This window comes from Cognatiluteimonas profundi (assembly GCF_009792795.1).
Classification (GTDB): Bacteria; Pseudomonadota; Gammaproteobacteria; order Xanthomonadales; family Xanthomonadaceae; genus Cognatiluteimonas; species Cognatiluteimonas profundi.
Window position 1 is genome coordinate 269,113 of record NZ_VKHQ01000005.1, and the last position, 26,277, is coordinate 295,389.

Genomic DNA, 26,277 nt, shown 5'->3' on the forward strand with positions numbered 1-26,277 from the left:
ACCCGCGGTTAAACCCAACGATACATCGCAGGCGGCGCGGTAAGGGCCGGTGGATGTCCGGCGCCACGGGTCGGCGCGGCGATCAGCGCCGCGCGTTGGTCGCGAACCCGGCGGTCACCAGGCTGCGGGCGTCATCCCACGAACGCCCGGGCATTGCGGAACATCCGCAGCCACGGCGAATCGCCGGACCATTCGCGCGGCGCCCAGCTGTAGTTGGCGGCGCGCAAGGTGCGCTCGGGGTGCGGCATGAGGATGGTGACCCGTCCGTCGTCGGAGGTCAGTCCGGCAACCGCGTCCTGCGAGCCATTGGGATTGGCGGGATGGGCGACGGCGTTGCCGCCGGCGGCGTCGACATAACGCAAGGCGACCCGCGCCGACGTCGCCGCATCCGGTCCGTCGAACTGCGCGCGACCCTCGCCATGGGCGACGGCGACGGGCAACCGCGATCCGGCCATCCCGCGCAGGAACAACGATGGCGATTCGAGCACCTGCAGCAGTCCCAGGCGCGCCTCGTACTGCTCGCTGCGGTTGCGCAGGAACTGCGGCCAGTGCGTGGCGCCGGGGATGATCGGCTTGAGTTGCGACAGCATCTGGCAACCGTTGCAGATGCCCAGCGCGAAGCTGTCCCCGCGCACGAAGAACTGCTCGAAAGCGTCGCGCAGTTCCGGGCGCTCCAGGATCGACGTCGCCCAGCCGCGTCCCGCGCCCAGCACGTCGCCGTAACTGAAACCGCCGCAGGCGACGAAGCCGGCAAAGTCCTGCAGCCGCGCGCGGCCGGAGATCAGGTCGCTCATGTGCACGTCGTGCGCGCTGAAGCCGGCGCGGTCGAATGCCACTGCGGTCTCGATCTGGCTGTTGACGCCCTGCTCGCGCAGGATCGCGACCTTCGGCCGTGCGCCGGTCGCGATGTAGGGCGCGGCGACGTCCTCGACCGGATCGAAGCTCAGCACCGGATTCAGCCCGGGCGCATCGAACCGTCGCGCCAGCGCGCGCTCCTCGTCGGCGCAATCCGGGTTGTCGCGCAGCGCCTGCATCGCGTGGGTGACCGACCACCAGGCGTCGAACAATTCTTCCCAACGCCATTCGACGAGCGCATCGCCATCCGAGCGGATCCGGATCGACGGCGCCGTGGTCGGTCGTGCGATGCGCTGGGCGCAGTCGATCAGCCCATGGCGGGCCACCAAATCGGCGAATTCGGCGCGATCGGCGCAGGCGATCTGCACCACCGCGCCCAGCTCTTCGTTGAACAGGGTGCGGAACGGATGTTCGCCCCATCCGTCGAGCTGGATGTCCAATCCCAGGTGCGAACAGAACGCCATCTCGCACAAGGTCGCGAAGGCGCCGCCATCGGAACGGTCGTGATAGGCGAGCAGCAGGCCATCTTCGCGCGCGTCGCGGATCAGCTCGAAAAACGCGCGCAGGCGCTGCGGGTCGTCGAGATCGGGAACGCCCGACCCGACGCCTTCGCCGGCAAACGCCGGCAGCGCGCCGATGCCGCCAGCCTGCGGATGGCATTGCGCCAGGATGGAGCCGCCGAGGCGCTGCTTGCCGGCGCCCAGGCCGATCAGCCACAACTCAGACTCGGGCTCGCGCGACAACAGCGGCGTGAGTTGCGCGCGGGTGTCGGTCACCGGCGCGAAGGCCGTGACGATCAGCGACACCGGCGACACCGACTTGCGAGTGGCCGCACTGCCGTCATCGGCCGGCCACTGCGCCTGCATCGACAGCGAATCCTTGCCGACCGGGATGCTGAGGTCCAGTTGCGGGCACAACTCCATGCCCACTGCCTTGACCGCGTCGAACAGGCGCGCGTCCTCACCGGGATGCCCAGCCGCGGCCATCCAGTTGGCCGACAGCTTGATGCGGTCCAGCGACTCGATCGGCGCGGCGCAGATGTTGGTGATCGCCTCGCCCACCGCCATGCGTGCGGCGGCGGCGGCGTCGAGCAATGCCAGCGGTGCGCGCTCGCCGATCGCCATCGCCTCGCCGGCGACGCCGTCGAAGCCCGACAGGGTGATCGCGCAATCGGCGACGGGCAGTTGCCACGGGCCGATCATCTGGTCACGCGCGGTCAGGCCACCGACGGTGCGGTCGCCGATGGTGATCAGGAACGATTTCGACGCCACTGTCGGATGCGCAAGCACCCGCAGTCCAGCCTGGTGCAGGTCGAGCGCCGCGGTGGCGAGTTCGGGCCAGCGGGGCGCGGGCGGATGCGCCGTGTCGCGGTGCATCTTCGGCGGCTTGCCGAACAGCAGGTCCATGGGCAGGTCGATCGGCCAGTCGGCCGCCGCATCGCCCACGCTGTCGACCGTGGCGCCATGGCCGACGACCAGGCGCTCTTCGCGCGTCGCGGTACCGACGACCGCGAACGGGCAACGCTCGCGCAGGCAGATGGCGGCGAATTCGGCGACGCGGTCCTGCGCCAGGCCGAGCACGTAACGCTCCTGCGCCTCGTTGCACCACAACTGCAACGGCGACAGCGAGGGATCGTCGCTGGGCACGCGGTCCAGGTCGATGACGCCACCGACCCCGGAGTCGTGCAGCAGTTCCGGAATCGCGTTGGACAGGCCGCCGGCACCGACGTCATGCAGCGATGCGACGGGATTGTCGTCGCCGAGCGCGACGCAGCGGTCGATGACTTCCTGGCAGCGACGCTCCATCTCGGGGTTGTCGCGCTGCACGGAGGCGAAATCCAGGTCCGCGCTGCTGTCGCCGGACGCCACCGAACTCGCCGCGCCACCACCCAGGCCGATCAGCATCGCCGGACCACCCAGAACGATGACCGCATGGCCGGGCTGCAGCATCTGCTTGGCGACCATCGCGCGATCCATCGCGCCCAGGCCACCGGCCAGCATGATCGGCTTGTCGTAGGCGCGCGTCAGTCCGTCGCCTTCGGCGAGTTCGAAACTGCGGAAGTAACCCGCAAGATTCGGCCGCCCGAATTCGTTGTTGAACGCCGCCGCGCCCAATGGGCCGTCGAGCATGATGTCCAGTGCCGGCGCCATGCGCGGATTGAGCGCGCGCGGGCTTTCCCAGGGTTGCGGCAAGCCCGGAACGCGCAGGTGGGACACGCTGAATCCGGCGAGTCCCGCCTTGGGGCGGCCACCGCGACCGGTCGCGCCCTCGTCGCGGATCTCGCCGCCGGCCCCGGTCGATGCGCCCGGGAACGGCGCGATGGCGGTGGGATGGTTGTGGGTCTCGACCTTGATGCAGAACGCGCCGGGAAGTTCGTCACCCGCGCGATATTCCTGCGTCGCAGGCTCCGGGCGGAAGCGACGCGTCGGATAACCCTCGACCACCGCGGCGTTGTCGCTGTACGCCGACAACGTGTGCTCCGGCGTCTGCGCGTGCGTGTACTGGATCATCTTGAACAGCGAGGTCGGCTGCTCGCGCCCGTCGATCGTCCACGACGCATTGAAGATCTTGTGCCGGCAGTGCTCGGAGTTCGCCTGGGCGAACATCATCAGCTCGACGTCGGCCGGATCGCGGCCCAGCGCACCGAAGCGCGTGCGCAGGTAATCGATCTCGTCATCGGCCAGCGCCAGCCCGAGGCGCACGTTGGCGGCCGCCAGGTCCTCCAGCGCCACGCGCTGCAGCGCACCGCGCGCGGGCTGGACGAACAGGCCTGCCGCCGCATCGCGGTCGGGCAGGATCGACTGGGTCATCGGATCGTGCAGCAATGCCGACAGCGCGGCCTGCCGGCCGGCATCGGCCGGCCAATGCAGCAGGTCGATGCGGGTGCCGTGCTCCACGCGCCGGATCGGCTGGCGGGCCCCGTGCAGCAATTCGGTCGCCTTGCTGGACCAGGGCGAGATGGTCCCCAGTCGCGGCACGACAAAGCGGCTGACGGCGCCGGCGTCCTGCGGCTGCAGGCTGGTACGCGCCTGCAGGATCCTGCACAGCGCATCCAGGTCTGGCGAGGCGACGTCCACGCCTGCGTCTGCCGGCTGGATCCAGTAACTGGACCACGCGCCTGCGATGCGAACGTCGGGATGGATGGCCTGCAGGCGGGCTTCGAGCCGCGCGCGGCGGAATGGCGACAGGGCCGGAAGGCCCTCGAGGACGATCATGTCCGGCGGAACCGAGGAAAACGGCCGCTCATTGTAGCGAAGCCGGCGCTGGGCCGGCTCCGGGCCTGGCGACGGCGCCCTTGGCGACGGAACTCAGCGCGAGCCGGTGGCGGTGCTGGCTACCGGCGTGGCGCCATCGGCGGCCATCTTGTCGAGCACCTGGCGCAACTGCGCCGGCGGCACGTAGCCGCCGACCTGGATGCCGTCGCTGGTGAGGATCATCGGCGTCCCGGTCAAGCCCATGCGCTGGCCGAGCTTGTATTGCATGGTGACCGGGTTGTTGCAGTTGCGATAAGGCACCGGGCGATCGTTCTTGGCGTCGGTGAGTGCGGCCTTCCTGTCGGGCGAGCACCAGACGGCGACCATTTTCCTGAAGTCCTCGCTGCCCAGGCCCATGCGCGGGAAGGCGACGTATTCCACCGCGATGCCCTGCTGGTTGTAGTCGGCGATCTCGCTGTGCAACTTGCGGCAGTACGCGCATTCGACGTCGGTGAAGACCGTCACCGTGTATTTCGGGTGCGCCGGCGCGAAGACGATGCGGTCGCTGGCCGGGATGCTCGTCAGCAGCTTGGTGCGAAGCTGGGCCATGACTGCCTCGCCGAGATTCTTCTTCGCAGCGACGTCGTACAGCGAGCCCTGCATCAGGTACTTCCCGTCGTCGCTGACGTAGATCACTTCCCCATTGACGATGACCTGCTGGAAACCCGGCAGCGGCGACGCGGACACCTGGTCGATCTGGACCTGTGGGTTCACCGCAAGGATGGCTGCCCGTGCCCGCGCTTCCGGGGTACCGGCGGCAGCGATGGCGGCGGGCAATTCGGCCTTGGCTGGCTGCGTCGGCTTGGCGGCCGTCGTCGGCGGGCTGGTCTGCGCGCAGGCGGACAGGCTGATGGCACTGAGCAGGGTCAGGAGCAGGCGTTTCATCGAGGATGGATCTCCGGGAGGCGCCGTTGTCGTGGCGCGCGGTCGTTGAGACCGGCGGCGGCGCGAGGGGTTCAGCCGATTGTCGCACGCAGCCCGCTGCCGGACCGTCGTCAACCCCGCGGATGGTGCCGCTGGTGCAGCCGCTTGAGCTGTTCACGCGCCACCAGCGTGTAGATCTGCGTCGTCGACAGGGAACTGTGCCCCAGCAGCATCTGCAGGGCGCGCAGGTCGGCGCCATGGTTCAGCAGGTGGGTGGCGAAACTGTGACGCAAACCATGTGGACTGATGCGCCGCGGATCGATGCCGGCAATCGCGGCATACCGCTTGACCAGCGTCCAGAACTGCTGGCGTGAAGGCGCCTCGCCATGCGTGTCGAGGAACAGCGACGACAACACCCGGTTGCCGGCCAGCGCGGGACGCGACTTGGCGAGGTAGGTTTCCAGCCAGTGCTGGGCTTCCTCGCCCAGCGGCACCAGCCGCTCCTTGCCGCCCTTTCCCACGACGCGCAACACGCCCTGGCGCAGGTTGATCGCGGCGGTCGGCAGCGTCGTCAACTCGCTCACGCGCAATCCGGCCGCATACATCAGTTCCATCATGGCGCGATCGCGCAGGCCCAGCGCCGTTGTCGCATCCGGCGCGGACAGCAGGGCCTCGATCTCGGTTTCGGCCAGCGCCTTGGGCAACAGGCGCGGCAGCCGCGGCGGCTCCAGCAGCGCGGTCGGATCGTCGGCGCGTGCGCCCTTGCGCACCCGGTGCGCATAGAACGCGCGCAATGCCGACAGCAGCCGCGCGTTGCTGCGCGGCGAGTAGTCGTCGCGCGTGCGCAGGGCCAGGTAATCGAACAGCGTGGCGCGATCGGCCGTGGCCAATCCGCCGCCACTGCCATTGCGCCAGCGCGCCAGGCCGCCCAGGTCGCGACGGTATGCGGACAGCGTCTGCCGCGCCACGCCGGCCTCGGCCCACAGCGCATCGAGGAAGTCGTCGATCGCCTGCGCGTCGTCGTCCTGCAGCGGCGGCAATGCGCAGGCGCGCGTGCGACGTTCGGCGGGTGTCATCGATGCCATCACCGGCAGCTTAGCGGCGCCGGCAATGGCCCGCTATGCTGGCGCGATGAATCCACCGAACCGCAACCCGGCGCTGATCGGCTGGCGCCTGCTGGCGTTGCTGTATGACTTCTTCCCGGCGCTGGCGCTGTGGATGCTGGCGTCCGCGCTGTTCACGCTGGGCTATTACCTGAGCGGTCATCCCCCGCGCCAGAACATCGCGCCCTTCAGTCCGCTGCAGTTGCTGCTGTGGCTGGCCTGCTGGCTGCTGACCGGCGCCTATGCGGTGGTGAGCTGGCGACGCGGCGGCCGCACCCTGGGCATGCGGCCATGGCGACTGCGCGTGGTTGCGGCGGACGGCTCACCGGCGACGACACGGGCACTGATGCGGCGATATGCCGTCGGTACGCTCTCGGTGCTGGCGGGCGGACTGGGTTTCTGGTGGGTGTGGTGGGATCGGGATGGGTTGACTTGGCATGATCGTTTCAGTGATACGAGGATGCTGCGCCTGCCGAACAACGCAGGCGGGTAATCGGCGCGCGGCGGCGCGTCGGAATGTGTCGCCGTGCGAATTCCCTGGCGGCGCGGCATGACCGAGCCAGCCACACCCGGATGATGCGTCTGCCGCCGCACGCAGGCGGGTAACGAGGCGCGCGGCGGCGCGTTGGAATGTGTCGCCGTACGAGTTCCCTGGCGGCGCGGCGGCGCGGCGGGATCAGCTAGAGGTTGCGCCGTGTCGGCAGCAACAGGTTGCCGAACAGCAATCCCGCGATCAGTGCCAGCAGGACATTCAGCACCGTCAGCGCCGCGGCCTGGCCGGCGGCGACGTCCTGCTGCTGCACCAGGTTCAACATCCCGCGCAGGCTGGCGCTTCCCGGCACCAGCATCAGGATGCCGGGCACGCGCACCAGCGCGCCGGGCCGCTGCATCCAGCGCGCATAGCCGTTGCCGGCCGCGGTCAGCAGCATTGCCGACAGGAAGATCCCTGCCGGGCTGCCCCAGGCCTCCCCGGCCAGCCGCGAGATCAGGTAACCCGCCACCGCCGACAGCATCACGATTGGATAGTCGCGACGCGCGGTGCGGAACAGCAGCGCGAAGGCATAAGCCGCCAGCGCCAGCGCGAGCCATTCGACCCAGTCGGGCTGCGGCCGCCATGCCCTGACCTGCGGCGTGATGCCGACAAGGTTGGCGAGCGTCAACGCGATCACGGTACCGACCGACAGCTTCATCACCGTGGTCAGCGCGCCGGCAAAGCGCGCCGTGCCGGACACCAGGTGCTGGCTGGTCAGTTCGTTCACGGCATTGGTCAGGCTCATGCCGGGCACGAGCACGATCAGCGAGGCGACGATCACGGTGTTGAGGTTGAGTGGCGCGATGAAGCTGGCGACCGCGATCGCGATGAATCCAGCAAGCAGCGCCGCCAGCGCATCGCCGGCTTCCTTGAGTTGCGGCCGGCGCCGGGTGGCGAGATCCAGCAGCCCGATCAGCAGGCCGGTACCGCCAGCCGTCGCGATGTCCAGCCACGGCAGTCGCAACAAGCCGGCCACCGCGCCGGCGGCCAGTCCGAAGGCGAACACGAGCATCCACCTGGCGCGGGTACTGGGCGGTTGCGACAGGGCGCGCAACGCGGCGTGGCCGGCAGCGAGATCCAGGCGGCCGGCCACGACGTCATCGGCGATGCGGTCGGCTTCGCACAACTTCGCCAGGTCGGTGTCGCCCGGCGGCAGCCGGATGACGCGGGTCGAATCGCTTTCGCCTGGCGGCCGGGCCGGATCGCTGAACGTCAGGATCATCCCGGTGGGATTGGACCAGGGCTCGCATTCCATCTGCAGGCTGGTCGCAACCGAATCCAGCGCGCCTTCCAGGCGTTGCGCGGTGGTGCCGTATGCATGCAGGTGCTCGGCCAGCTCCACCACGAAGGCCAGGCGCGCGGCGTAGCTGGAAGGCGGTAGCGGAGTCGATGCTGCCATCGCGCCAGCATCGCATGGGCAGGCCAGGCGGTGATGCATTGGCGTGAAGTGGCGCTGCCGGGGCGAGTCTGTATCCTCGCCCCGGCAACCCTTTTCCCGGATGACGTCATGGGTGCCCGCGACACCGCACCGAGCATCGATATCGACCAGGAGGGTCCTGCAGGCGGCGCTCCACGCCTGCGCCTGCGCGGTCGCTGGACCCTGCAACACGCCAGCGGCGTCGGCGCCGCGCTTGCCGCCGCGCCCGCGAAGGCTGGCATCGTCGATGCCACGGCAGTCGACCGGCTGGATTCCGCGGGCGTGCTGCAACTGCTGCGATTCGCCCATCGCCACGACCTGGACTTCGATACGTTCGAGTTCCGCGCCGACCACCACGCATTGGTGGCGGCGATCGAGGACGTGGCCGACGATCGGCCGAAGAAGAGACACGAATACGGCTTCGCCGCCGCGCTGGGACGCCTGGGATTCGCGGTCCACGACAACTGGATCGAGATCGTCGCGCTGATCAGTTTCCTGGGCGAAAACCTCGCCAAGATGCTGCGGATGGTCAAGCAACCCCGGCGCTTCCGGCTGACCGCGACCGTCAGCCACATGGAGCAGGTCGGGCTGGATGCGGTCCCGCTGGTGTTCCTGCTGTCCTACCTGGTGGGCGCGGTGATCGCGTTCCTCGGCGCCAACATCCTGCAGGACTTCGGCGCCACCATCTATGTCGTCGAACTGGTCAATGTCGCGTTCCTGCGCGAATTCGGCGTGCTGCTGACGGCGATCCTGCTTGCCGGCCGCACCGCCAGCGCGTTCACCGCGCAGATCGGCGCGATGGTCAGCCGCGAGGAAGTCGACGCGATGCGCACGCTGGGACTGGACCCGGTCGACGTGCTGGTGATCCCGCGCCTGCTTGCGCTGGTCGTCACCTTGCCGCTGCTCAGTTTCATTGCCGACATCGCGGGCCTGCTTGGCGGCATGTCGGTTGGCGCCTTCAGCCTGGGCATCCCGCCGCAGGCGTATCTCGCGCGCATGCAGGAAACCATGCACCTGCGCCACTTCCTGGTGGGGCTGTCGAAGGCGCCGGTCTTCGCCCTGGTGATCGGCCTCATCGGTTGCCTGGAAGGACTGCAGGTGAAGGGCACCGCGCAATCGGTCGGCGAGCGCACGACGTCCAGCGTGGTGCAGGCCATCTCGTTGGTGATCGTTCTCGACGCCATCGCCGCGATCTGGTTCATGCAGGTGGGCTGGTGATGACGGCGGCATCGACACCGGCTTTCGCCACTCCCGCGCAGTCGCAGGACAGCGAATCCGGATCCGTGCAGCCCATCATCCGGGTGCGCGGGCTGGTCAATCGATTCGGCGAGCAGGTCGTGCACGATGGCCTGGACCTCGACGTGCTTCCCGGCGAGATCCTCGGCGTGGTCGGTGGCTCGGGCACCGGTAAATCTGTGCTGATGCGCTCGATCATCGGACTGCGCACACCCGATGCCGGTGAGATCGAGGTGCTCGGCGTCGACGCGCGCAGCCAGGCGCCGGACGATCGCCTGCACATCGAACGCAACACCGGCGTGCTGTTCCAGGACGGCGCGTTGTTCTCTTCGCTCACCGTCGGCGAAAACGTGCAGGTGCCGTTGCGCGAACACCATCCCGACCTGCCCGACTCGCTGCGCTATGAGCTGGCGCTGCTGAAGGTCAAGCTCGCTGGCCTCGAAGCCGATGCCCTGAACAAGTTGCCATCGCAACTCTCCGGCGGCATGCGCAAGCGCGCGGGGCTTGCGCGGGCGCTGGCGCTGGACCCGCCGCTGCTGTTCCTGGATGAACCCACCGCCGGACTGGATCCGATCGGCGCGGCGGCGTTCGACAAACTGACGCGCACCCTGCAGCAGGCGCTCGGACTGACCGTGTTCCTGATCACCCATGACCTCGACACCCTGTACGCTATCTGCGACCGCGTCGCCGTCATCGCGGACAGGAAAGTGATCGCGGTGGCGACGCTGGCCGAGCTCGAACAGCTCGACCACCCCTGGGTGCAGGAGTATTTCAATGGTCCGCGCGGCCGTGCCGCCCGCAGCGGCGCATCCGATCGGCGGATGTCCGCCGTCAATCCCGGTTCGACCCGCGAGGAAGCGTGACGATGGAAACCAAGGCCAATTACGTCCTGATCGGCGCCTTCACCATCCTCACGGCGGTGCTGTTGCTGGCATTCGGCCTGTGGGCGGCCAAGTATTCGTCCGAGCAGGGTTGGCAGGAGTATTCGGTCATCTTCAACGAGCCGGTGACCGGCCTCACCGAAGGCAGCTCGGTCCAGTACAACGGCATCTCGGTGGGCACGGTCGAATCGCTCAAGCTCGCCCCCAACGACCCACGCCAGGTGCTGGCGCGGCTGAAGCTGCAGGCCGATACGCCGATCAAGGTCGATACCAAGGCCAAGATGTCGATCACCGGCCTCACCGGCAGTCCCTTCATCCAGCTCACCGGCGGCTCGCCGAACGCACCGACGCTGGTGTCGGTCGACCATCGCGAAATCCCCGTCATCCAGACCGAGGCGTCGGCACTGCAGAACATCGCCGACACCGCCAATCGACTGGTCGCGCGCATGGACGAGGTGCTCAGCGAGGAGAACGTCAAGCGGATCGCGAAGACGCTCGACAACCTGCAGGTCATGACCGGCGCCGTTGCCGACCAGCGCGAGGACCTGCGTCAGCTCATCATCAGTGCACGCCAGTCGAGCGAGCAGTTGGCGATCACGCTGAAAACCACCGACCACGCGGTCAATGACATCGACCGCGACCTGGTGCAGAAACTCCCGGGGTTGGTGGCGAAACTGGACGGCACGCTGACCAGGCTCGATTCGGCCGCCGGTGGCGCCGATACCATCCTCAGCGAAAACCGCGCCGCCATCCACAGCTTCGCCAATGACGGCCTGTCGCAACTCGGACCGACGCTGGGCGAATTGCGCGGACTGGTGCGCGACCTGCGGCATCTCAGTGACCGCCTCGAAGGCAACCCGGCGCGCTACCTGCTCGGTCGCGACGCCCCGAAGGAATTCGAACCGAAATGATCATTTCCAACGCCCGTCGTTCAAACGCCCGTCGTTCAAACGCACGTCGTTCAAACGCAGGCGCCTGCGCCAGCCTGGTGCTGGTGTCGCTGCTGGCCGGATGCTCGGTGCTGGGCGGCAACAAGACACCCTCGACGATCTACGCGCCGCAGCCCGTGGTGACGATCGATCCCGCTTGGCCCAACGTCGACTGGCAACTGGCGATCAGCCATCCGGAAGCGCCGCGCATGGTCGACACCCTGCGTATCGCCGTGCGTCCGACGCCAGGTGAACTCGAGGTCTACAAGGGCGCGAGCTGGGCGAAGTCGCCGAGCGAACAACTGCAGGACACGGTGCTGCAGGCACTGGAGGACTCCGGCAGGATCCCGGCCGTTGCGCGCCAGGGCAGCGGCATCGCCGCCGACTTCACCCTGCTCAGCGAAGTCCGCCGCTTCGAAGCCGACTACGCCGGCGCGGCGCTGCCGTCGGCGACGATCGAGGTCAACGTGAAGTTGCTGCAGGCAACCGACCAGGACGTCGTCGCCTCGCACACCTTCCTGCAGGTCGTGCCCGCCAGCAGCACCGGCACCGCGGCCGTGGCGCAGGCATTCGACACGGCGCTTGGCGCCATCGCCCACGACATCGTTGGATGGACGCTGACCACCGGCCAGCGCGCCCGCGTCGCACACAAGACGAAGTAGCCATCCACGTGGGGGACGGCACGCCGGACGCAGCACGATCCGCCAGCGCCGTTACGCCACGATCCTGCGGAATGTCAGGTTGATGCGTGCCGCAACGGGTCTGGCCGTCGCCGGCAGCGAATGCTGGTAAAGCGATTGCGTATCGCCTGCCATCAGCAACAGGCTTCCGTGCGGCAGCGCCAGTGCATGCCTGCGCGATGCGTCCTGCCTGTTTCGGAACACGAATCGCCGCGATCCACCCAGGCTCAGCGAGGCAATCGCCGGTTGCGGTCCGAGTGCGCGTTCGTTGTCGCTGTGCCAGCCCATGTAATCGCGTCCGTCGCGATAACGGTTGGCGAGCACGCTGTTGAAGTCGACACCGGTCTCATCCCGCAGGCGTTCGCGCACCGGCAGCAACGCCGCCGGCCATGGATGCGGCTGGAAGCGCGCGCCCGAATAGGTGTAGGCCGCGCCGGGATCGCCGATCCAGCAACTCAGGCGCGGTGAATCGACGAGCCGGCCGAACAGCCGGATGCGATGCACCTCCCATGGCACCCGTGCTTCCAGGGCCGCCAGCAGCGCATCGGCTGCGCTGACCGACAGCCACGCCGGGTCCATGGCCACCTCGGCTCCGGGCAACGCGATCGGGACAAGCGCCATGCGCCGGATGCTGCCGATTTGCCGCCCCCGGCGCAAACCCCGAGAATTGAACGTCCTGCTGCAGCGCGGATGAACCCAGGCATGAGCGAAGTCGAACGCGACGTCATGGAATACGACGTGGTCACCGTGGGCGCGGGGCCGGCCGGATTGTCGTTCGCCATCCGCTTGAAGCAGCTCAAACCGGACCTGTCGGTCTGCGTCATCGAGAAAGGCGCGACCGTCGGCGCGCACATCCTGTCGGGCGCCGTCATCGAGCCCGGACCGCTGGATGCGTTGCTGCCGACCTGGCGCGACAACCCACCGCCGATCTGCGTGCCGGCCGGCGACGACGAATTCTGGCTGCTCAGCAGGACCGGCGGCCGCAAGCTGCCGGTGCCGCCGGGCATGAAGAACCACGGCAATTTCATCGTCAGCCTCGGTGCGCTATGCGCCTGGCTGGCACCGCAGGCCGAGGCGCTGGGCGTGGAGATCTATCCGGGCTTCGCCGCGGCAGCCGCGTTGCACGATGACGACGGCCGTGTCGTCGGCGTGCGCATCGGCGACATGGGCGTGGCGAAGGACGGCACGCACAAGGCTGGCTTCACCGCCGGCATCGACATCCGGGCCAAGGTCACGGTGCTGGCCGAAGGCGCGCGCGGCAGCCTCACCAAGCAGCTGGTGAAGCGCTTTGCGCTGGATGCCGACAGCGATCCGCAGGCGTACTCGATCGGCATCAAGGAGCTGTGGCAGTTGCCGGCCGGTCGGGTGACGCCGGGCAGGATCGTGCACACGCTCGGCTGGCCCGCGGACAACCGCATCTACGGTGGCAGCTTCCTCTACCACCTGGACAAGGACCGCGTCGCGCTGGGTTATGTCAGCGGCCTGGATTACAGCGATCCGCAGTACCAGCCGTGGGAAGCCTTCCAGCAATGGAAGAATCATCCCACCGTCGCACCGTTCCTCGAAGGCGGCAGCATCCTGTCCGCAGGCGCGCGCGCCATCGTCACCGGCGGCTGGCAGTCGCTGCCCAAGGTTGAAATGCCCGGCGCGCTGCTGATCGGCGATGGCGCCGGCCTGCTCAACGTCCCCAAGATCAAGGGCACCCACCAGGCGATCCGCAGCGGCATGCTCGCCGCCGAACACCTGGCGCAATCGCTGGATCCCAGCGGGTTTGACGCGAAGCTGCGCGCATCCGCGGCCATGGACGAGTTGCGCAAGGTCCGCAACATCAAGCCCGGCTTCAAGCGCGGGCTGTGGTTCGGAATGTTCAACGCCGCGTGGGAAACGCTCACTGGCGGACTGTCCCCATGGACGCTGCGCAACAAGCCCGACTGGAGCGCGCTCGACAAGCTCGGCGAGCATGAACTGCCCAAGCGCGAGTACGTGCAGCGTTCGCTGCCGCCGCGCGATCGCTTGCAGGGCGTGTACTTCGCCGCGACCGAACACGACGAGGACCAGCCGGTGCACCTGGTCGTCCACGACACCAGCATCTGCATCGATCGATGCACGGTGGAATACGGCAACCCCTGCACCCGCTTCTGCCCCGCAAACGTCTACGAAATCGTCGATGCTCCTTCAGCAGACGGCCATGCCGGCAAACGCCTGCAGATCAATGCCGCCAACTGCGTGCACTGCAAGACCTGCGACATCAAGGATCCCTACGAGATCATCACCTGGGTCACGCCTGAAGGCGGATCGGGGCCGAATTACCTCAACCTCTGACGAGTCGACCGAGATGCAATCGCGAATGCCTGCACACGTGGGGCCGGCGGCTCGGCAGCGCTGGCAGCTCGGCCATAGCGCCAGGTGATCGGGCTGGCGAACGTTGCCCCGCCGTGTGGACGGTGCCGACCTTTACGCCGTTGGCACCGGCGTGTCCGGTGGTCACATGGACCCGGCACTGCATGCGTTCGTCAACCACGAATCCAGGACGGCATCGACGACTCGGAGCGTTTCTGACGGCCCTTGAGCGAGTGAACCCAAGGGTCAAGGTCGTTCCGACCGCCCCCTTTGATCGCGACCTACGAAGACCAGAACGTGCTCGTTAGCCCATCACGTACAGCAACGTGCTGCGTATCGCCGCCGGCATGGCGAGATCGTCTGCGACGAAGAGACAGTCGACCAGGCCCGCCTACAAATGCGATCGATTCGCGGCCCCCCAAGGGGGCCGCGAGCGAGTTGGCACTTCTTAACCGGCGACCACCCAAGATTGGCTCGACACGGTGGTGACCGATTGCGGCGTGGACAGATTTCCAGACTTCCAGATCGAGTTGGCACCTGTGCTGCTGTTGCGCCACAGGATGTCCGACTTGCCATCACCATCGAAGTCGCCGATGCCCACGACGACCCACGCCTGGCTCGGCACGGATTGGACGGATTGAACCGTCGCAAGATTGCCGGACTTCCAGATCGAATTGGCCCCGGTGCTGCTGTTGCGCCACAGGATGTCGGCCTGGCCATCTCCATTGAAGTCGCCGACGCCGACAATGACCCAGGATTGATTGGTGACGGCCGTCAGCACCTGGACATTTGTCGAACTGCCGGCCTTCCAGATGGAATTTGCTCCGGTCCGCGTATTGCGCCATAGGATGTCAGCCTTGTGGTCGCCATCGAAGTCGCCAACGCCCGCGATCGTCCAGGAGAGATCGCCGATCCTCGTCAGCGATTGCGGTGTATTCCCGTCCGCCGAACGCCAGATTGAATTGGCTCCAGTCTGTGCGTTCCGCCACAGGATGTCCGCCTTGCCGTCACCGTTGAAATCCCCCGCGCCTGCCACTGCCCACGCCTGGTCTGTGATGGGCTTGAGCACCTGAAGAGTCGAGGCGTTGGCCGACTTCCATATGGAATTGGCCCCCGACGCGATATTCCGCCACAGGATGTCCGACTTTCCATCACCGTCGAAATCGGCAGCACCCATGATCGCCCACGAGCGATCGGTCACGGTGGCGACGGCCTGCACCGTCGACAAACTTGCTGACCGCCAGATGGAATTGGCACTTGTGCTGGCGTTATGCCACAGGATGTCGGACTTGCCGTCTCCATTGAAGTCTCCGCGAAACCAAGTGGCGGAGGGAGTCATCGCAGAGCGGAAGGCCGCCACGATCGGCATCGTCTGTCCCAGCGAACCGGCGTTGTCGGCTTGGCCGGCGACACCACACGCAGCGCCCCCGCAAGACGTGATCCTGGGGTTGGAGAAGAGGCGATAGCCGGTCTGGCCGCTCGCCGGCACGGACATGATCGTGTAGAAGTTGCCAGCCCCCACCCCCGTGCTGTAACCGAATGAATTCGCGAAGTGACCGTACTCTTCAGGATCGAGCAGATTGCCATCGCCATTGGTGTCGTCGTTGCCCGCCGCCATCTGGCGATCATGGGCAAGGCCCATGTTATGGCCCAGTTCGTGGGCAAGGGTTTCGTCACGGCAAGTAGCGCCGCTATCGGGGAACGCCGTTCCGCTCGAATCGCTCACCACCGACAGGCCAAACTCCGCGCTGCTGGCATCCAAAGCTGTCTGACCGCCTCCGAGTAACCATGCCACGCCGCAGCTCTGGTTCTCGGGGACCTGGTATGTGCGGACAAGTGAAGCCAAGTCCGCTCCGTATTGCTGCCTAGCCGCCAACAGGGGTTGCAGCGCTGCCGGTGTGGCTACCCGGGTGCAGTTCACGCCGGTGTCCGGCAGATATAGCTGGCCAGACGCGATGGCGTTGGTGCATGTAACACCGGACAACTCAAACAGCGCCTGCCGGTTCTGGGTGGCATCGGGGTAATCGACCTGGACGGTATGGACCAGGCGAAGTTGTCCCCCGATGTTGCTGTTGTAATAGGCTTGGTTGGCCACGTCGACCATATACGTCAGGCGCGTGTTCGCCTGCGACTGGCCACCCAACCTGGTCGCGAATCCCGTTGTGTATCCAAGCACTAGATCGATGGTGGCCAGTTTGGCCGAAGGGGCGAACGTCGCGGCCTGAGTGGAGCTTGCACGGGCTGCGGACTGTACTGGCGCCCCCGCCATCGTCGGGTTGGGAGCTGCCGCCTGGATGGAGCTCAGGGGCGCTCCGACCGCGTCGGCATCGCTCTGTTCGGCCGCGGACGACAGCTTCCTGGCGTCGGTTTCAACCATCCAGGTCCGGCCCCCCTCCGTCGTCAGCTGCAGTGCCGGCTCACTCCCGTTTGGAATCGATCCGAACACCGCCCGTTCACCAAAAGTGATGAGAGCCTCGACGCCCGGTTTCGCGCCGACCGGGCGGCCCACCCACGTCCAGTTGCCGTCCGCGTGCTCGATCTGACGCTCGAACAGCAATCGGATCGGCCGGCCATTGGGGGCTTCGATCACCATCCCGCCTTGACCGATGGCGTTGAGCGCGTGATCTTCGCTCAAACGAACTTCATGCCATGTCCCAGCGCTCCGCACGACCGCGGGGCGGGTGCCATACGCAGCGAAATTCCCGCGGTCCGGGTATGCGGCAATCGACAAGGGCCCGGGGTGCAGGGGTCCGGGGGCCTGTGCGGCGGCTGTACTTCCGGCGCCTGAATGAGTTGCATCGGTCGCCCGTGGTGCAGGCAGGCTTACGGCTGCACCCACGCCCAAAAGGGCGGTCACAACCGCGGATACAAGAGCGGTACGCATTGAAGCCATCCTTGGATCTAGATCGGGATGACCTGAATAGAGCAACGAACATCATGGGTCTGTGAATGCAGGTGAAACACCTTGTCAAGTCGGTTCAGGCTCTTAAACACTCCAGAGCGCCACATGAGAAGTCCACTTCGGCGCCTCGATCAATCCATACGGATGGAGTCGGACACATGCGCTTCCAAAGCCCAACGCGCGCGAGGCAAGTCAGTCGGGCGACCGCAAGCAGCAATCGACGATTTGGTCAGCCAGCGACGCGGTCGAGCACTCCACGGTATTGACCACCAATTCCGCGTTCTCGGGCTTCTCGTATGGAGAATCGATCCCGGTGAAATTGGTGATCAAACCAGCCCTGGCTTTCGCGTACAGCCCCTTGACGTCGCGCTGCTCGGCAACCTCCAGCGGCGTATCGACGAAGACCTCGATGAACTCGCCCGGCTGGAAGAGACTTCGCGCCATGCGGCGCTCGGCGCGGAACGGGGAGATGAAACTCACCAGCACGATCAGGCCGGCGTCGACCATCAGCTTGGCCACTTCGGCCACGCGACGGATGTTCTCGACGCGGTCCTCGTCGGTGAAGCCGAGGTCCTTGTTGAGGCCATGGCGCACGTTGTCGCCGTCGAGCAGGTAGGTGTGATGACCCATCGCCAGCAGGCGCTTCTCGACCAGGTTTGCGATCGTGGACTTGCCGGATCCCGACAAGCCGGTGAACCACAGGCAGCGGGGTTCCTGCGCCTTGATGCGCGCCCTCGCCTGCTTGTCGACGTCGACGTGCTGCCAGTGGATGTTGCTTGCGCGGCGCAAGGCGAAATCGATGGTTCCCGCTGCAACCGTTGCATTGCTTTGCCGGTCGATCAGGATGAAGGCGCCCAGCTCGCGGCTGTCGGCATAGGCCTCGAACGGGATCGGGCGATCCAGGTGCAGGTTGCAGTACGCGACTTCGTTGAGTTCCAGGTGCTTGGCTGCGAGTTCTTCCTGCGTGTTGACGTCGATCTTGTGCTTGATCTCGGTCACGCTGGCGCTCAGCGTGCAGGCGCCGATCTTCAGCCAATAGGGACGGCCGGGCAGCAATGGCTGCTCACCGAGCCACAGCAGGTGCACCGCGAACTGGTCGGAAACCTGCGGTGGATGGTCGGCTGAGGCAATGACATCGCCGCGACTGATGTCGAGCTCGTCGGCGAGCGTCAACGTGACCGCCTGTCCCGCCTGGGCGCGCTCCAGGTCTCCATCCGCGGTGATGACGCGCGCAACCTGCGAGCGTCGCCCCGATGGCAAGGCGATGACGGCGTCGCCAGGCTGCACCGACCCGGTGACCACGGTGCCGGCGAAGCCCCGAAAGTGCTGGTCCGGGCGACACACCCATTGCACCGGCATGCGGAAGCCGACGTCGGCGCTGGCGTGCGAAACCTCGGTGGATTCCAGCGCCTGCAACAAGCTCGGGCCCTGGTACCACGGCATGGATGCCGATGGCGCCAGGACGTTGTCGCCCTTCAACGCCGACAGCGGGATCGCCTGCACGTCGGCGATGCCAAGCTGCCCGGCCAGCGACCTGTAATCGGCGACGGTGGCCTCGAAGGTGGCCTGGTCGTAGCCGACCATGTCCATCTTGTTGACTGCCAGCAGCACGTGCCGGATGCCGAACAGCGACACGATGTAGCTGTGCCGGCGCGTCTGCGTGAGCAGTCCCTTGCGCGCGTCGACCAGGACCACGGCCAGATCCGCCGTCGATGCGCCGGTCGCCATGTTGCGCGTGTACTGCTCGTGTCCCGGGCAGTCGGCCACGATGAACTTGCGCTTTTCGGTGCTGAAGAACCGGTAGGCGACATCGATGGTGATGCCCTGCTCGCGCTCGGCCGCCAGCCCATCCACCAGCAGGGCGAAGTCGATGTCGTCGCCTTGCGTGCCATGGCGCTTGCTGTCCGATGCCAGCGCGGCCAACTGGTCGTCGAACAGCAACTTGGTGTCGTGCAGCAGCCGTCCGATCAGCGTGCTCTTGCCGTCGTCGACGCTGCCGCAGGTGATGAAGCGCAACAACCCCTTGGTTTCATGCTGCTGCAGGTAGGCCGCGACCTGCACGGCGGAACGGTTGGTGTCGTTCATCGCGCGATCCGGGCGGCGCACCGGCCAGTGGCAGGCGCTGGTGCGAAGGCAATATTCGAATGGCGCATCAGAAATATCCTTCCTGCTTCTTCTTCTCCATCGATGCGCCGGGATCATGGTCGATGACCCGTCCCTCGCGCTCCGATGTCGTCGCCACCAGCATCTCGGCGATGATCTTTTCCAGCGTGTCGGCGTCGGACTCGATCGCGCCGGTCAACGGATAACAGCCCAGCGTGCGGAACCGCACCTTCTTCATGACCGGAGACTCGCCGTCGGCCATCGGCAGGCGTTCATCATCGACCATGATCCAGGCACCATCGCGCGCGACGACCGGCCGTTCGGCCGCGAGATACAGCGACGGAACCGGGATGCGTTCACGGTAGATGTACAGCCACACATCGAGCTCGGTCCAGTTGGAGATCGGAAACACGCGTACCGACTCACCCTTGTGGATCCGCGTGTTGTAGAGGTCCCACAACTCCGGACGCTGGTTCTTGGGATCCCAGCGGTGCTGCGCGTTGCGGAAGGAGAAAATCCGCTCCTTCGCGCGCGACTTCTCCTCGTCGCGGCGCGCGCCGCCGATGGCGGCATCGAACTGCCACTGGTCCAGCGCCTGCTTCAGCGCCTGGGTCTTCATCACGTCGGTATGGACGGTGGCGCCATGGCTGATCGGGCCGATGCCCTGCGCCCGCCCTTCCTGGTTGGTATGGACGCGCAGCTCCACGCCGGTTTCCTCCGCGCGCTGGTCGCGGAACCGGATCATCTCGCGGAACTTCCAGCCGGTGTCGACGTGCAACAACGGGATGGGCGGACGGGCCGGGTGGAAGGCCTTCAGCAGCAGGTGCAGCAGCACCGAACTGTCCTTGCCGACCGAATACATCATCACCGGATTGCGGAATCCGGCCGCGACTTCACGCAGGATATGGATGCTCTCGGCCTCGAGGCGATCCAGGTGTGACAGCGGGGAAATCTCAGCCATTGGCAAGGAAATCGTTGAATTGGACATTCTAGCCCGTCGTTCCGCAGCATCAGGAGAACGAGGAGCAATACCACGGCTCGTCGTCAATTTCGCGCGAATTCCTGCTGGCGCCTTCCCAATAAAAAATCCTACTCCAACGCAGATTGGAGCTCAGGCAACAATTTGAACAGGTCCCCGACCAGGCCAATGTCCGCCACCTCGAAGATCGGCGCATCGGCGTCCTTGTTGATGGCGACGATGGTGCCGGCGTCCTTGATGCCGGTGAGATGCTGGATCGCGCCGCTGATGCCGACCGCGACGTAGAGCTCCGGAGAGATGATCTTGCCCGTCTGACCCACCTGCAACTCGTTGGGCACGTAGCCGGCGTCCACGGCGGCCCTGGAAGCGCCGACCGCAGCACCGAGCTTGTCCGCGAGGTCGTAGATGATCTTGAAGTTTTCCGCCGAGCCGACGCCGCGACCGCCCGAGACCACGCGCCTTGCGCTTTGCAGGTCCGGACGATCCGACTTGCCCGCAGCCAAGCCGACGTAGCGGGTGTGCGTGGGTAGCGGCACGTCCACTGGCACGGTGGCGATGGTGGCCTGGCCGCCATTCGCCGCTTCCGGCCATGATGCCGAACGCACCGTCGCGACGACAATGCGATCAGGCGCTGCTTCAACGGTAACGATGGCATTGCCGGCGTACATGGGACGCGTGAATGTGTGGCTGGCTTCCACCGTCATGACGTCGGACACCTGCGGCACCCCGAGCAGTGCCGCCACGCACGGCATCAGGTCCTTGCCGAAGGTCGTGCTGGGGCCAAACACGTGCGAATACCCACTGGCGATCGATGCGACCTGGCGCGCCTGCAATTGCGCAACGGCATTTGCGCTGGAGGGATGCGCCACTGCGAGAACCCTCGCGACGCCGGAGATCTGCGCTGCCTGCGCGGCGATACCGGCGGGATCGTCCGACAGGACGACGATGTCGATCGACTCGGGCTGCAACGCCTGCGCGGCAGAAACGCATTTCGCAGTGGATGCGTTGAGCTTGCCGGCGAGGTGCTCGGCCACGACCAGAACCTTGCTCATCAGATCAGCCCCTTCTGCTTCAATGCAGCGACGAGTTCGACTGCATCCTTCACCATCACACCCTTGCTTCGCCTGGATGGCGGCGCGTAGTGCGTCATGCGCAATGAATCGTCGGCATCAACGCCGAGGTCGCCGAAGGCGATGGTCTCCAGCGGCTTGCTCTTGGCCTTCATGATGTCCGGCAGCTTGATGAAACGCGGCTCGTTGAGCCGCAAGTCGGTGGTGACCACGGCGGGAAGGTCCACTTCGAGCGTTTCCAGCCCGGCGTCCACTTCGCGGGTCACGGTCGCCGTCTGCCCTGCAACATCCAGCCTCGAGGCGAACGTCGCCTGTGGCCTGCCCCACAACGTGGCCAGCATCTGCCCGGTCTGGCTGGCGTCGTCGTCGATCGCCTGCTTGCCGAGGATGACCAGGTCCGGCTGTTCCCTTTCCACCAGTTTCAGGAAGGTCCGCGCAGCCGTCAGCGAGTGGATGGGCTGGTCGCAGACCACATGGATTGCGCGGTTGGCGCCCATCGCCAAACCGTTGCGCAGGTGCGCCTGGGCGTCAGCGGGTGCAATGGTGGCGACGATCACCTCGGTGGCGATGCCCTTGTCGCGCAGCCGCAACGCCTCCTCCAGTGCGATCTCATCGAAGGGATTGGGGGACAGCTTGACGCCCTCCGTCACCACGCCCGAACCGTCCGGCCGGACCTGGATCCGGACGTTGTAATCGACAACCCGCTTGTAACCGACGAGGATTTTCATGGGGATCAGCAGCAGCGCCGTCAAATGGCAAGAGGTCAATTCTAGCCAAGCCGGCAGTGAATGGCGCTCTCGGCATGTTCAGTCGATGCCGACCCGCCGGTTGGCCTGATCGATTCCCGCCGGGCGGGGTGGTCTGCGGCGGTCCAGAGCAAGTACGCCTCCGATTCCATGGCAAACGTAGTGAGGGTCTTCACGGCGACATGCAAACGCTGCCACCTCGACCTTGGCAGCCTGGTCAGAAGCATGCCGTGATGGAGATGGACCCCACTGGGGTTGTTGTTCGAAACATGCACGGTGAGCCCGGTCGGGTTTTTGACCGGCTCGCATCGCCGCACATCGGATCGCCGCACATCGAGTGGAAGCCGCAGGCCGGGGTGCTCGGAGCGGTACCGATGTTCTCCGGGCGGGCAACCCGGATGCGAGTGGCGTTCGTAGGGCCCGATGCTTGCTACAAGCAATAGCGTCAATGCAGTCCGGCACTTGGCGTTTATTGGAACAATCGAATGGTCACTGCACATCCATTAGTGGGTAATCCAGCGAGTAGGTATAGGGCAACAAGGCGCTCGAGAAACTTGAGCCTGTGCTCAAGGAAACAAGCACATTGCCATTCCCGTTTTTCCACACCAGGTCACCCAACCGATCGCCATTGAAGTTGCCCTTCCCGACCAGATGGTATGCGCCAGATATGGATTGACTTGAGAACGCAATCCTGCTGGTCCCGCTCATGAACCAGGTCACCAGCTTTCCAAGCGGCTCGCTTCTGAAAAGCAGGTCTCCAGCGTGATCGCCATTGACATCGGTAACGCCGGCGAGGGTGTAATCCGGGCTGTAGGTGAGTGCCAGTAGAGTGGAAGTAAAGCTGTTACCCGTATTGAAACTCACCAGAAGCTGTTGGGACGCCGTGGTCCAGACAAGATCCTGCCTGCCGTCCTTGTTCATGTCCGCAGCGCCAATAAACCGGTATTGGGGCGGTATGGCTTGCTGTTGGTATGCGACGCGGTTGGCACCATCCATGTACCAGACCGCAAGGACTCCGGCTGCTTCATTCCTGAGCAGGATGTCGGCCTTGCCATCATTGTTGATATCCGCGGCGCCCAAGACCTGCGTCCCCTGGGCGAATGTATAGGGCGTGGTGATGTTCGAGTATCCGGCTCCAGAACTCATCGAGATGAGCAGATCATGTCCGCTGCTCCAAAGCAGGTCTGTGCGGTGGTCGCCATTGAAGTCGCCGGTGCCGACCAGTGAATAACCATTCGCCAAGAACGTCGTCGCGTATGCGATGCGCGTGGTCCCGGACATGAACCAGATGACGAATCGCCCGGCGGAATGACTTCGGAACAGCAAGTCCGACGTTCCGTTGCCGTTCGCGTCGAGCTCCTTCAGGAGGATGGGTGCCGGAGATTCGCTGACAGTTGTTGCCCTGAAGCCGGCGACCACCGGAATCGTCTTCGTCAACGTCATCGCATTGTCCGCCTGCGCCGAACCGCAAGCAGCGCCGCCGCAGAATGTGCTGCGCGGATCGGAAAAAATCCGGTAGATGTGCTGGCCGCTGTCTCCATAGGCCATGATCGTGTAGAAGGCGTTGGTGGCGTTCTTGTAGCCGAACGAATAGGCGTACGCACCATAGTCGCCGCTATTGAGCACGCCGTCGGTGCCCTTGGCGGTGTCGACGTCATGCTGGGCCCCCATGTTGTGGCCCAGTTCGTGCGCCAAGGTCTCATCCAGGCAGAAATAGGTGTGGCCATCGGTGCCTGCGTCGCTTCCGTCGCTCACCACCGAGTAGCCGTAATACGAATCGCTGGTGGAAATGCCTTGCTGCCCACCGCCGATCAGCCAGCCGACCCCGCATCCGCCGTTTTCGGGGTCGCGGAAGCTGCGCACCATCGACACCAGGTCGGCGCCGTATTGCTCCCGCGCCGCCCGTAGCGCGCTGAACGCCGAACTGGGTGAGGTCGTGGTGTTGCTGCTGGAGTCGTAGCCGGTGAGCTGGTCGAGGGTGGTGTCGTTGGACGTATTGTCCGGATAGGACACGGGCACGGTTGCGACGAGGCGGACGCGCGCATTGATATTGCTGTTCGTGTACGAGGTATTGGTCACGTCCACCAGGAAGTTCAGGCGCGTGATCGCGCCGGACTGGCCGCCATAGTCGCTGGCGAACGCGGGCGTGTAGCCCAGCACGAGATCGACCGTCGTCGCGGTAGTCGTCGTGGCGGCTGCCATCACGGGTGCGGATGCCATCGACGGTGCCGGCGTGGAGGGCACGGTGGAATCCGGCACGCCGGTCTTCGGCGGGATGCGGTAGTCGGGTCGTTGCGGGCGCGTCGCCGCATTGATGATTCCGGCCACCTTGCTGGGGTCGGTTTCGACCAGCCAGCTCACCCCGTTGCGCACGGTCAGGCGCAGTGGCGGCTTGCCAGGCTGCGCAATGGATCCGAACGCGGCATGGGCGCCAAACGTCAGGATGGTCTGCGCTCCGTCCTGGCCCGGAATGTGGCCAACCCACGTCCAGTCGCCCGAAGCGTGCTCGATGTGGTGGTCGTAGCGAACGACCAGCGTCTCCCCGGACGGAGTCGTCACCCGCAGGTTGCCATCGGCGATCGCGTTGAGCGCGTGTGCCTCGCTCAGATCGGTGCGGTGCCAGGTGTATGCGCCATCGTGCACGGCCGCTTGGCGTGGATACGCCATCAGTTCACCCCGGTCGGGACGCGCTGCGAAGCCTTGTCGAACCGGACCGGCGTCGGCGACGACCGGCTGCACGGGCATGGCCTTGGCCGCCGGCGCGCCATTGGAGGCCAACTGCGGCCCCTTGCCGCACCCGACAACCACGAGGAGGAAGGTCCCGACGCAGGCCAGCCGAAAGAATCGATTCATGGATTTCCAGTCCCTGCTCGGGCGGGCGCGCCCTTTGGAGCCATGATGGCTTTGCAGGTCACCAAATGGGTGAATGCAGCCTGCAAGGGCGCCCGCGACGTTCCGAAAGGCGGCAACTGGTCGCATTTATGCTCAGGAAAAGTGGACGCCGGTCTTGCTCCGCAGCTCGTCGACTCCCACCCCCGGCGCCATTTCCACCACTTTCAGCCCATCCGGCGTGATGTCCATGACCGCCAGGTCGGTGATGATGCGGTTGACGACGCCAACCCCGGTGAGCGGCAGGGTGCATTCGGGCAGGATCTTGTGCTCGCCGCTCTTCGCGGTGTGCTCCATCAACACCACCACCCGCTTCACACCGGCCACCAGGTCCATCGCCCCCCCCATGCCCTTGACCATCTTGCCGGGCACCATCCAGTTGGCCAGGTCGCCGCGGTCGGTGACCTGCATCGCGCCCAGGATCGCCAGGTCGATATGCCCACCGCGGATCATCGCGAAGGAATCATGGCTGCCGAAATAACTCGCGCCCGGCCGGGCCGTCACCGTCTGCTTGCCGGCATTGATCAGGTCCGCATCGATCTCGTCCTCGGTCGGGAATGGGCCGATCCCGAGCAGGCCGTTTTCTGATTGCAGCCAGACATCCATCCCCTCGGGGATGTAGTTGGCGACCAAAGTTGGAAGACCGATGCCCAGGTTGACGTAGGCGCCATCGGACAGTTCGAGCGAGGCGCGCTGCGCCATCTGTTCGCGGGTCCAGGCCATCACTTGTCTCCTGCGCGCACGGTGCGCTGTTCGATGCGCTTTTCCGGCGTCGGGTTGAGCACGATACGGTCGACGTAGATGCCCGGCAGGTGCACGTGGTCGGGATCGATTGCGCCGATCTCCACGATCTCCTCGACTTCCGCGATGCACACCTGCCCGGCCATCGCGACCGCCGGATTGAAGTTGCGCGCCGTCTTGCGGAACACCAGGTTGCCGGCCGTGTCCGCCTTCCAGGCCTTCACCAGCGACACATCGGCCTTGAGCGCGGTTTCCATGACGTAATGATGGCCGTCGAACTCACGCGTTTCCTTGCCTTCGGCGACGATCGTGCCGTAACCCGTGCGGGTGAAAAAAGCAGGAATGCCGGCACCGCCCGCGCGCAGGCGCTCGGCAAGCGTGCCCTGTGGGTTGAACTCGAGTTCGAGCTCGCCTGACAGGAACTGGCGCTCGAATTCCTTGTTCTCGCCGACGTAGGACGAAATCATCTTGCGGATCTGCCGTGTCTCCAGAAGCAGCCCAAGGCCGAAACCGTCCACGCCCGCATTGTTGGAGATCACGGTCAAGCCCTTGACCCCGCTGTCCCGCAGGGCGGTGATCAATGCCTCGGGAATACCGCAAAGTCCAAAGCCGCCGACGGCGAGGGTCTGGTTGTCGGCAAGCAATCCATCCATCGCGCCCTGGGCGTCCGGATGGAGTTTGGTAACACCACCAATCATGTTAGGCATACCTGAGTGTTCCTTTCTTTAATGAAAAGCCGAGCGCGCAGTGGAGACA

At 65.8% G+C, this 26,277-nt stretch carries 19 protein-coding genes; 6 read left to right on the forward strand and 13 right to left on the reverse strand.

All coding sequences use genetic code 11. The features are described 5' to 3' along the window. Positions 1-131: 131 nt before the first annotated feature. From purL to xerD, 3 genes are all read right to left on the reverse strand, one after another. Complete coding sequence (gene purL / locus GST15_RS11115) at positions 132-4,070, reverse strand: phosphoribosylformylglycinamidine synthase (protein WP_159017350.1); 3,939 nt, start codon at positions 4,068-4,070, stop codon at positions 132-134. A gap of 93 nt (positions 4,071-4,163) precedes the next feature. Then, on the reverse strand, positions 4,164-4,994 hold the full coding sequence (locus GST15_RS11120; RefSeq protein ID WP_159017351.1) for a DsbC family protein: 831 nt from the start codon (positions 4,992-4,994) through the stop codon (positions 4,164-4,166). Between the two features lie 110 nt (positions 4,995-5,104). Next, positions 5,105-6,058 carry a site-specific tyrosine recombinase XerD gene (xerD, locus tag GST15_RS11125; protein ID WP_159017352.1) on the reverse strand — a complete coding sequence of 318 codons (954 nt, stop codon included), beginning with the start codon at positions 6,056-6,058 and terminating at the stop codon, positions 5,105-5,107. Positions 6,059-6,104: 46 nt separating this feature from the next. Between xerD and GST15_RS11130 the strand changes: the two genes are divergently transcribed. Beyond that, the gene (locus GST15_RS11130; RefSeq protein WP_159017353.1) at positions 6,105-6,569 is read left to right on the forward strand and encodes an RDD family protein; all 465 of its coding nucleotides are present in this window, start codon (positions 6,105-6,107) and stop codon (positions 6,567-6,569) included. Positions 6,570-6,756: 187 nt separating this feature from the next. Here GST15_RS11130 and GST15_RS11135 read toward each other — a convergent pair whose 3' ends face one another. Then, complete coding sequence (locus GST15_RS11135; protein ID WP_159017354.1) at positions 6,757-8,007, reverse strand: threonine/serine exporter family protein; 1,251 nt, start codon at positions 8,005-8,007, stop codon at positions 6,757-6,759. A gap of 33 nt (positions 8,008-8,040) precedes the next feature. Here GST15_RS11135 and GST15_RS11140 point away from each other — a divergent pair, with 33 nt between their 5' ends. The 4 genes from GST15_RS11140 to GST15_RS11155 are packed head-to-tail and all read left to right on the forward strand — an operon-like array spanning position 8,041 to position 11,733. Beyond that, positions 8,041-9,243 (forward strand): MlaE family ABC transporter permease, encoded by a 1,203-nt coding sequence (locus GST15_RS11140; protein ID WP_199268761.1) that lies wholly within the window; start codon positions 8,041-8,043, stop codon positions 9,241-9,243. After that, positions 9,243-10,124 carry an ABC transporter ATP-binding protein gene (locus GST15_RS11145; protein ID WP_159017356.1) on the forward strand — a complete coding sequence of 294 codons (882 nt, stop codon included), beginning with the start codon at positions 9,243-9,245 and terminating at the stop codon, positions 10,122-10,124. Before GST15_RS11140 ends, GST15_RS11145 begins: the two co-directional genes overlap by 1 nt. A gap of 2 nt (positions 10,125-10,126) precedes the next feature. Then, complete coding sequence (locus GST15_RS11150) at positions 10,127-11,053, forward strand: MlaD family protein (RefSeq protein WP_159017357.1); 927 nt, start codon at positions 10,127-10,129, stop codon at positions 11,051-11,053. After that, on the forward strand, positions 11,050-11,733 hold the full coding sequence (locus tag GST15_RS11155; protein ID WP_159017358.1) for an ABC-type transport auxiliary lipoprotein family protein: 684 nt from the start codon (positions 11,050-11,052) through the stop codon (positions 11,731-11,733). The genes GST15_RS11150 and GST15_RS11155 overlap by 4 nt, the downstream gene beginning before the upstream one ends. 51 nt (positions 11,734-11,784) lie before the next feature. Here GST15_RS11155 and GST15_RS11160 read toward each other — a convergent pair whose 3' ends face one another. Continuing rightward, positions 11,785-12,372, reverse strand: coding sequence for an alpha-ketoglutarate-dependent dioxygenase AlkB family protein (locus GST15_RS11160; RefSeq protein ID WP_159017359.1), 588 nt, complete (start codon positions 12,370-12,372; stop codon positions 11,785-11,787). An 81-nt stretch (positions 12,373-12,453) separates the two neighbouring features. Here GST15_RS11160 and GST15_RS11165 point away from each other — a divergent pair, with 81 nt between their 5' ends. Next, the gene (locus tag GST15_RS11165; RefSeq protein ID WP_199268762.1) at positions 12,454-14,073 is read left to right on the forward strand and encodes an electron transfer flavoprotein-ubiquinone oxidoreductase; all 1,620 of its coding nucleotides are present in this window, start codon (positions 12,454-12,456) and stop codon (positions 14,071-14,073) included. Positions 14,074-14,539: 466 nt separating this feature from the next. Here the strand turns inward: GST15_RS11165 and GST15_RS11170 are convergent, their stop codons facing one another. The 8 genes from GST15_RS11170 to GST15_RS11205 form a co-directional block, all read right to left on the reverse strand. Continuing rightward, complete coding sequence (locus GST15_RS11170; RefSeq protein ID WP_159017361.1) at positions 14,540-16,726, reverse strand: reprolysin-like metallopeptidase; 2,187 nt, start codon at positions 16,724-16,726, stop codon at positions 14,540-14,542. Between the two features lie 459 nt (positions 16,727-17,185). Further along, positions 17,186-19,078 carry a sulfate adenylyltransferase subunit CysN gene (gene cysN / locus GST15_RS11175; protein ID WP_199268763.1) on the reverse strand — a complete coding sequence of 631 codons (1,893 nt, stop codon included), beginning with the start codon at positions 19,076-19,078 and terminating at the stop codon, positions 17,186-17,188. Between the two features lie 67 nt (positions 19,079-19,145). After that, entirely contained in the window at positions 19,146-20,057 is a 912-nt protein-coding gene (cysD, locus tag GST15_RS11180) for a sulfate adenylyltransferase subunit CysD (protein ID WP_159017363.1), read from the reverse strand. Between the two features lie 128 nt (positions 20,058-20,185). Then, positions 20,186-21,127, reverse strand: coding sequence for an electron transfer flavoprotein subunit alpha/FixB family protein (locus tag GST15_RS11185; protein ID WP_159017364.1), 942 nt, complete (start codon positions 21,125-21,127; stop codon positions 20,186-20,188). Continuing rightward, positions 21,127-21,873, reverse strand: a complete 747-nt coding sequence (locus tag GST15_RS11190; protein WP_159017365.1) for an electron transfer flavoprotein subunit beta/FixA family protein — start codon at positions 21,871-21,873, stop codon at positions 21,127-21,129. Before GST15_RS11190 ends, GST15_RS11185 begins: the two co-directional genes overlap by 1 nt. A 507-nt stretch (positions 21,874-22,380) precedes the next feature. After that, positions 22,381-24,744 carry a reprolysin-like metallopeptidase gene (locus tag GST15_RS11195; protein ID WP_159017366.1) on the reverse strand — a complete coding sequence of 788 codons (2,364 nt, stop codon included), beginning with the start codon at positions 24,742-24,744 and terminating at the stop codon, positions 22,381-22,383. A gap of 132 nt (positions 24,745-24,876) precedes the next feature. Beyond that, entirely contained in the window at positions 24,877-25,503 is a 627-nt protein-coding gene (locus GST15_RS11200) for a CoA transferase subunit B (protein WP_159017367.1), read from the reverse strand. After that, on the reverse strand, positions 25,503-26,228 hold the full coding sequence (locus GST15_RS11205) for a CoA transferase subunit A (RefSeq protein WP_159017368.1): 726 nt from the start codon (positions 26,226-26,228) through the stop codon (positions 25,503-25,505). The genes GST15_RS11200 and GST15_RS11205 overlap by 1 nt, the downstream gene beginning before the upstream one ends. Positions 26,229-26,277 lie beyond the last annotated feature (49 nt).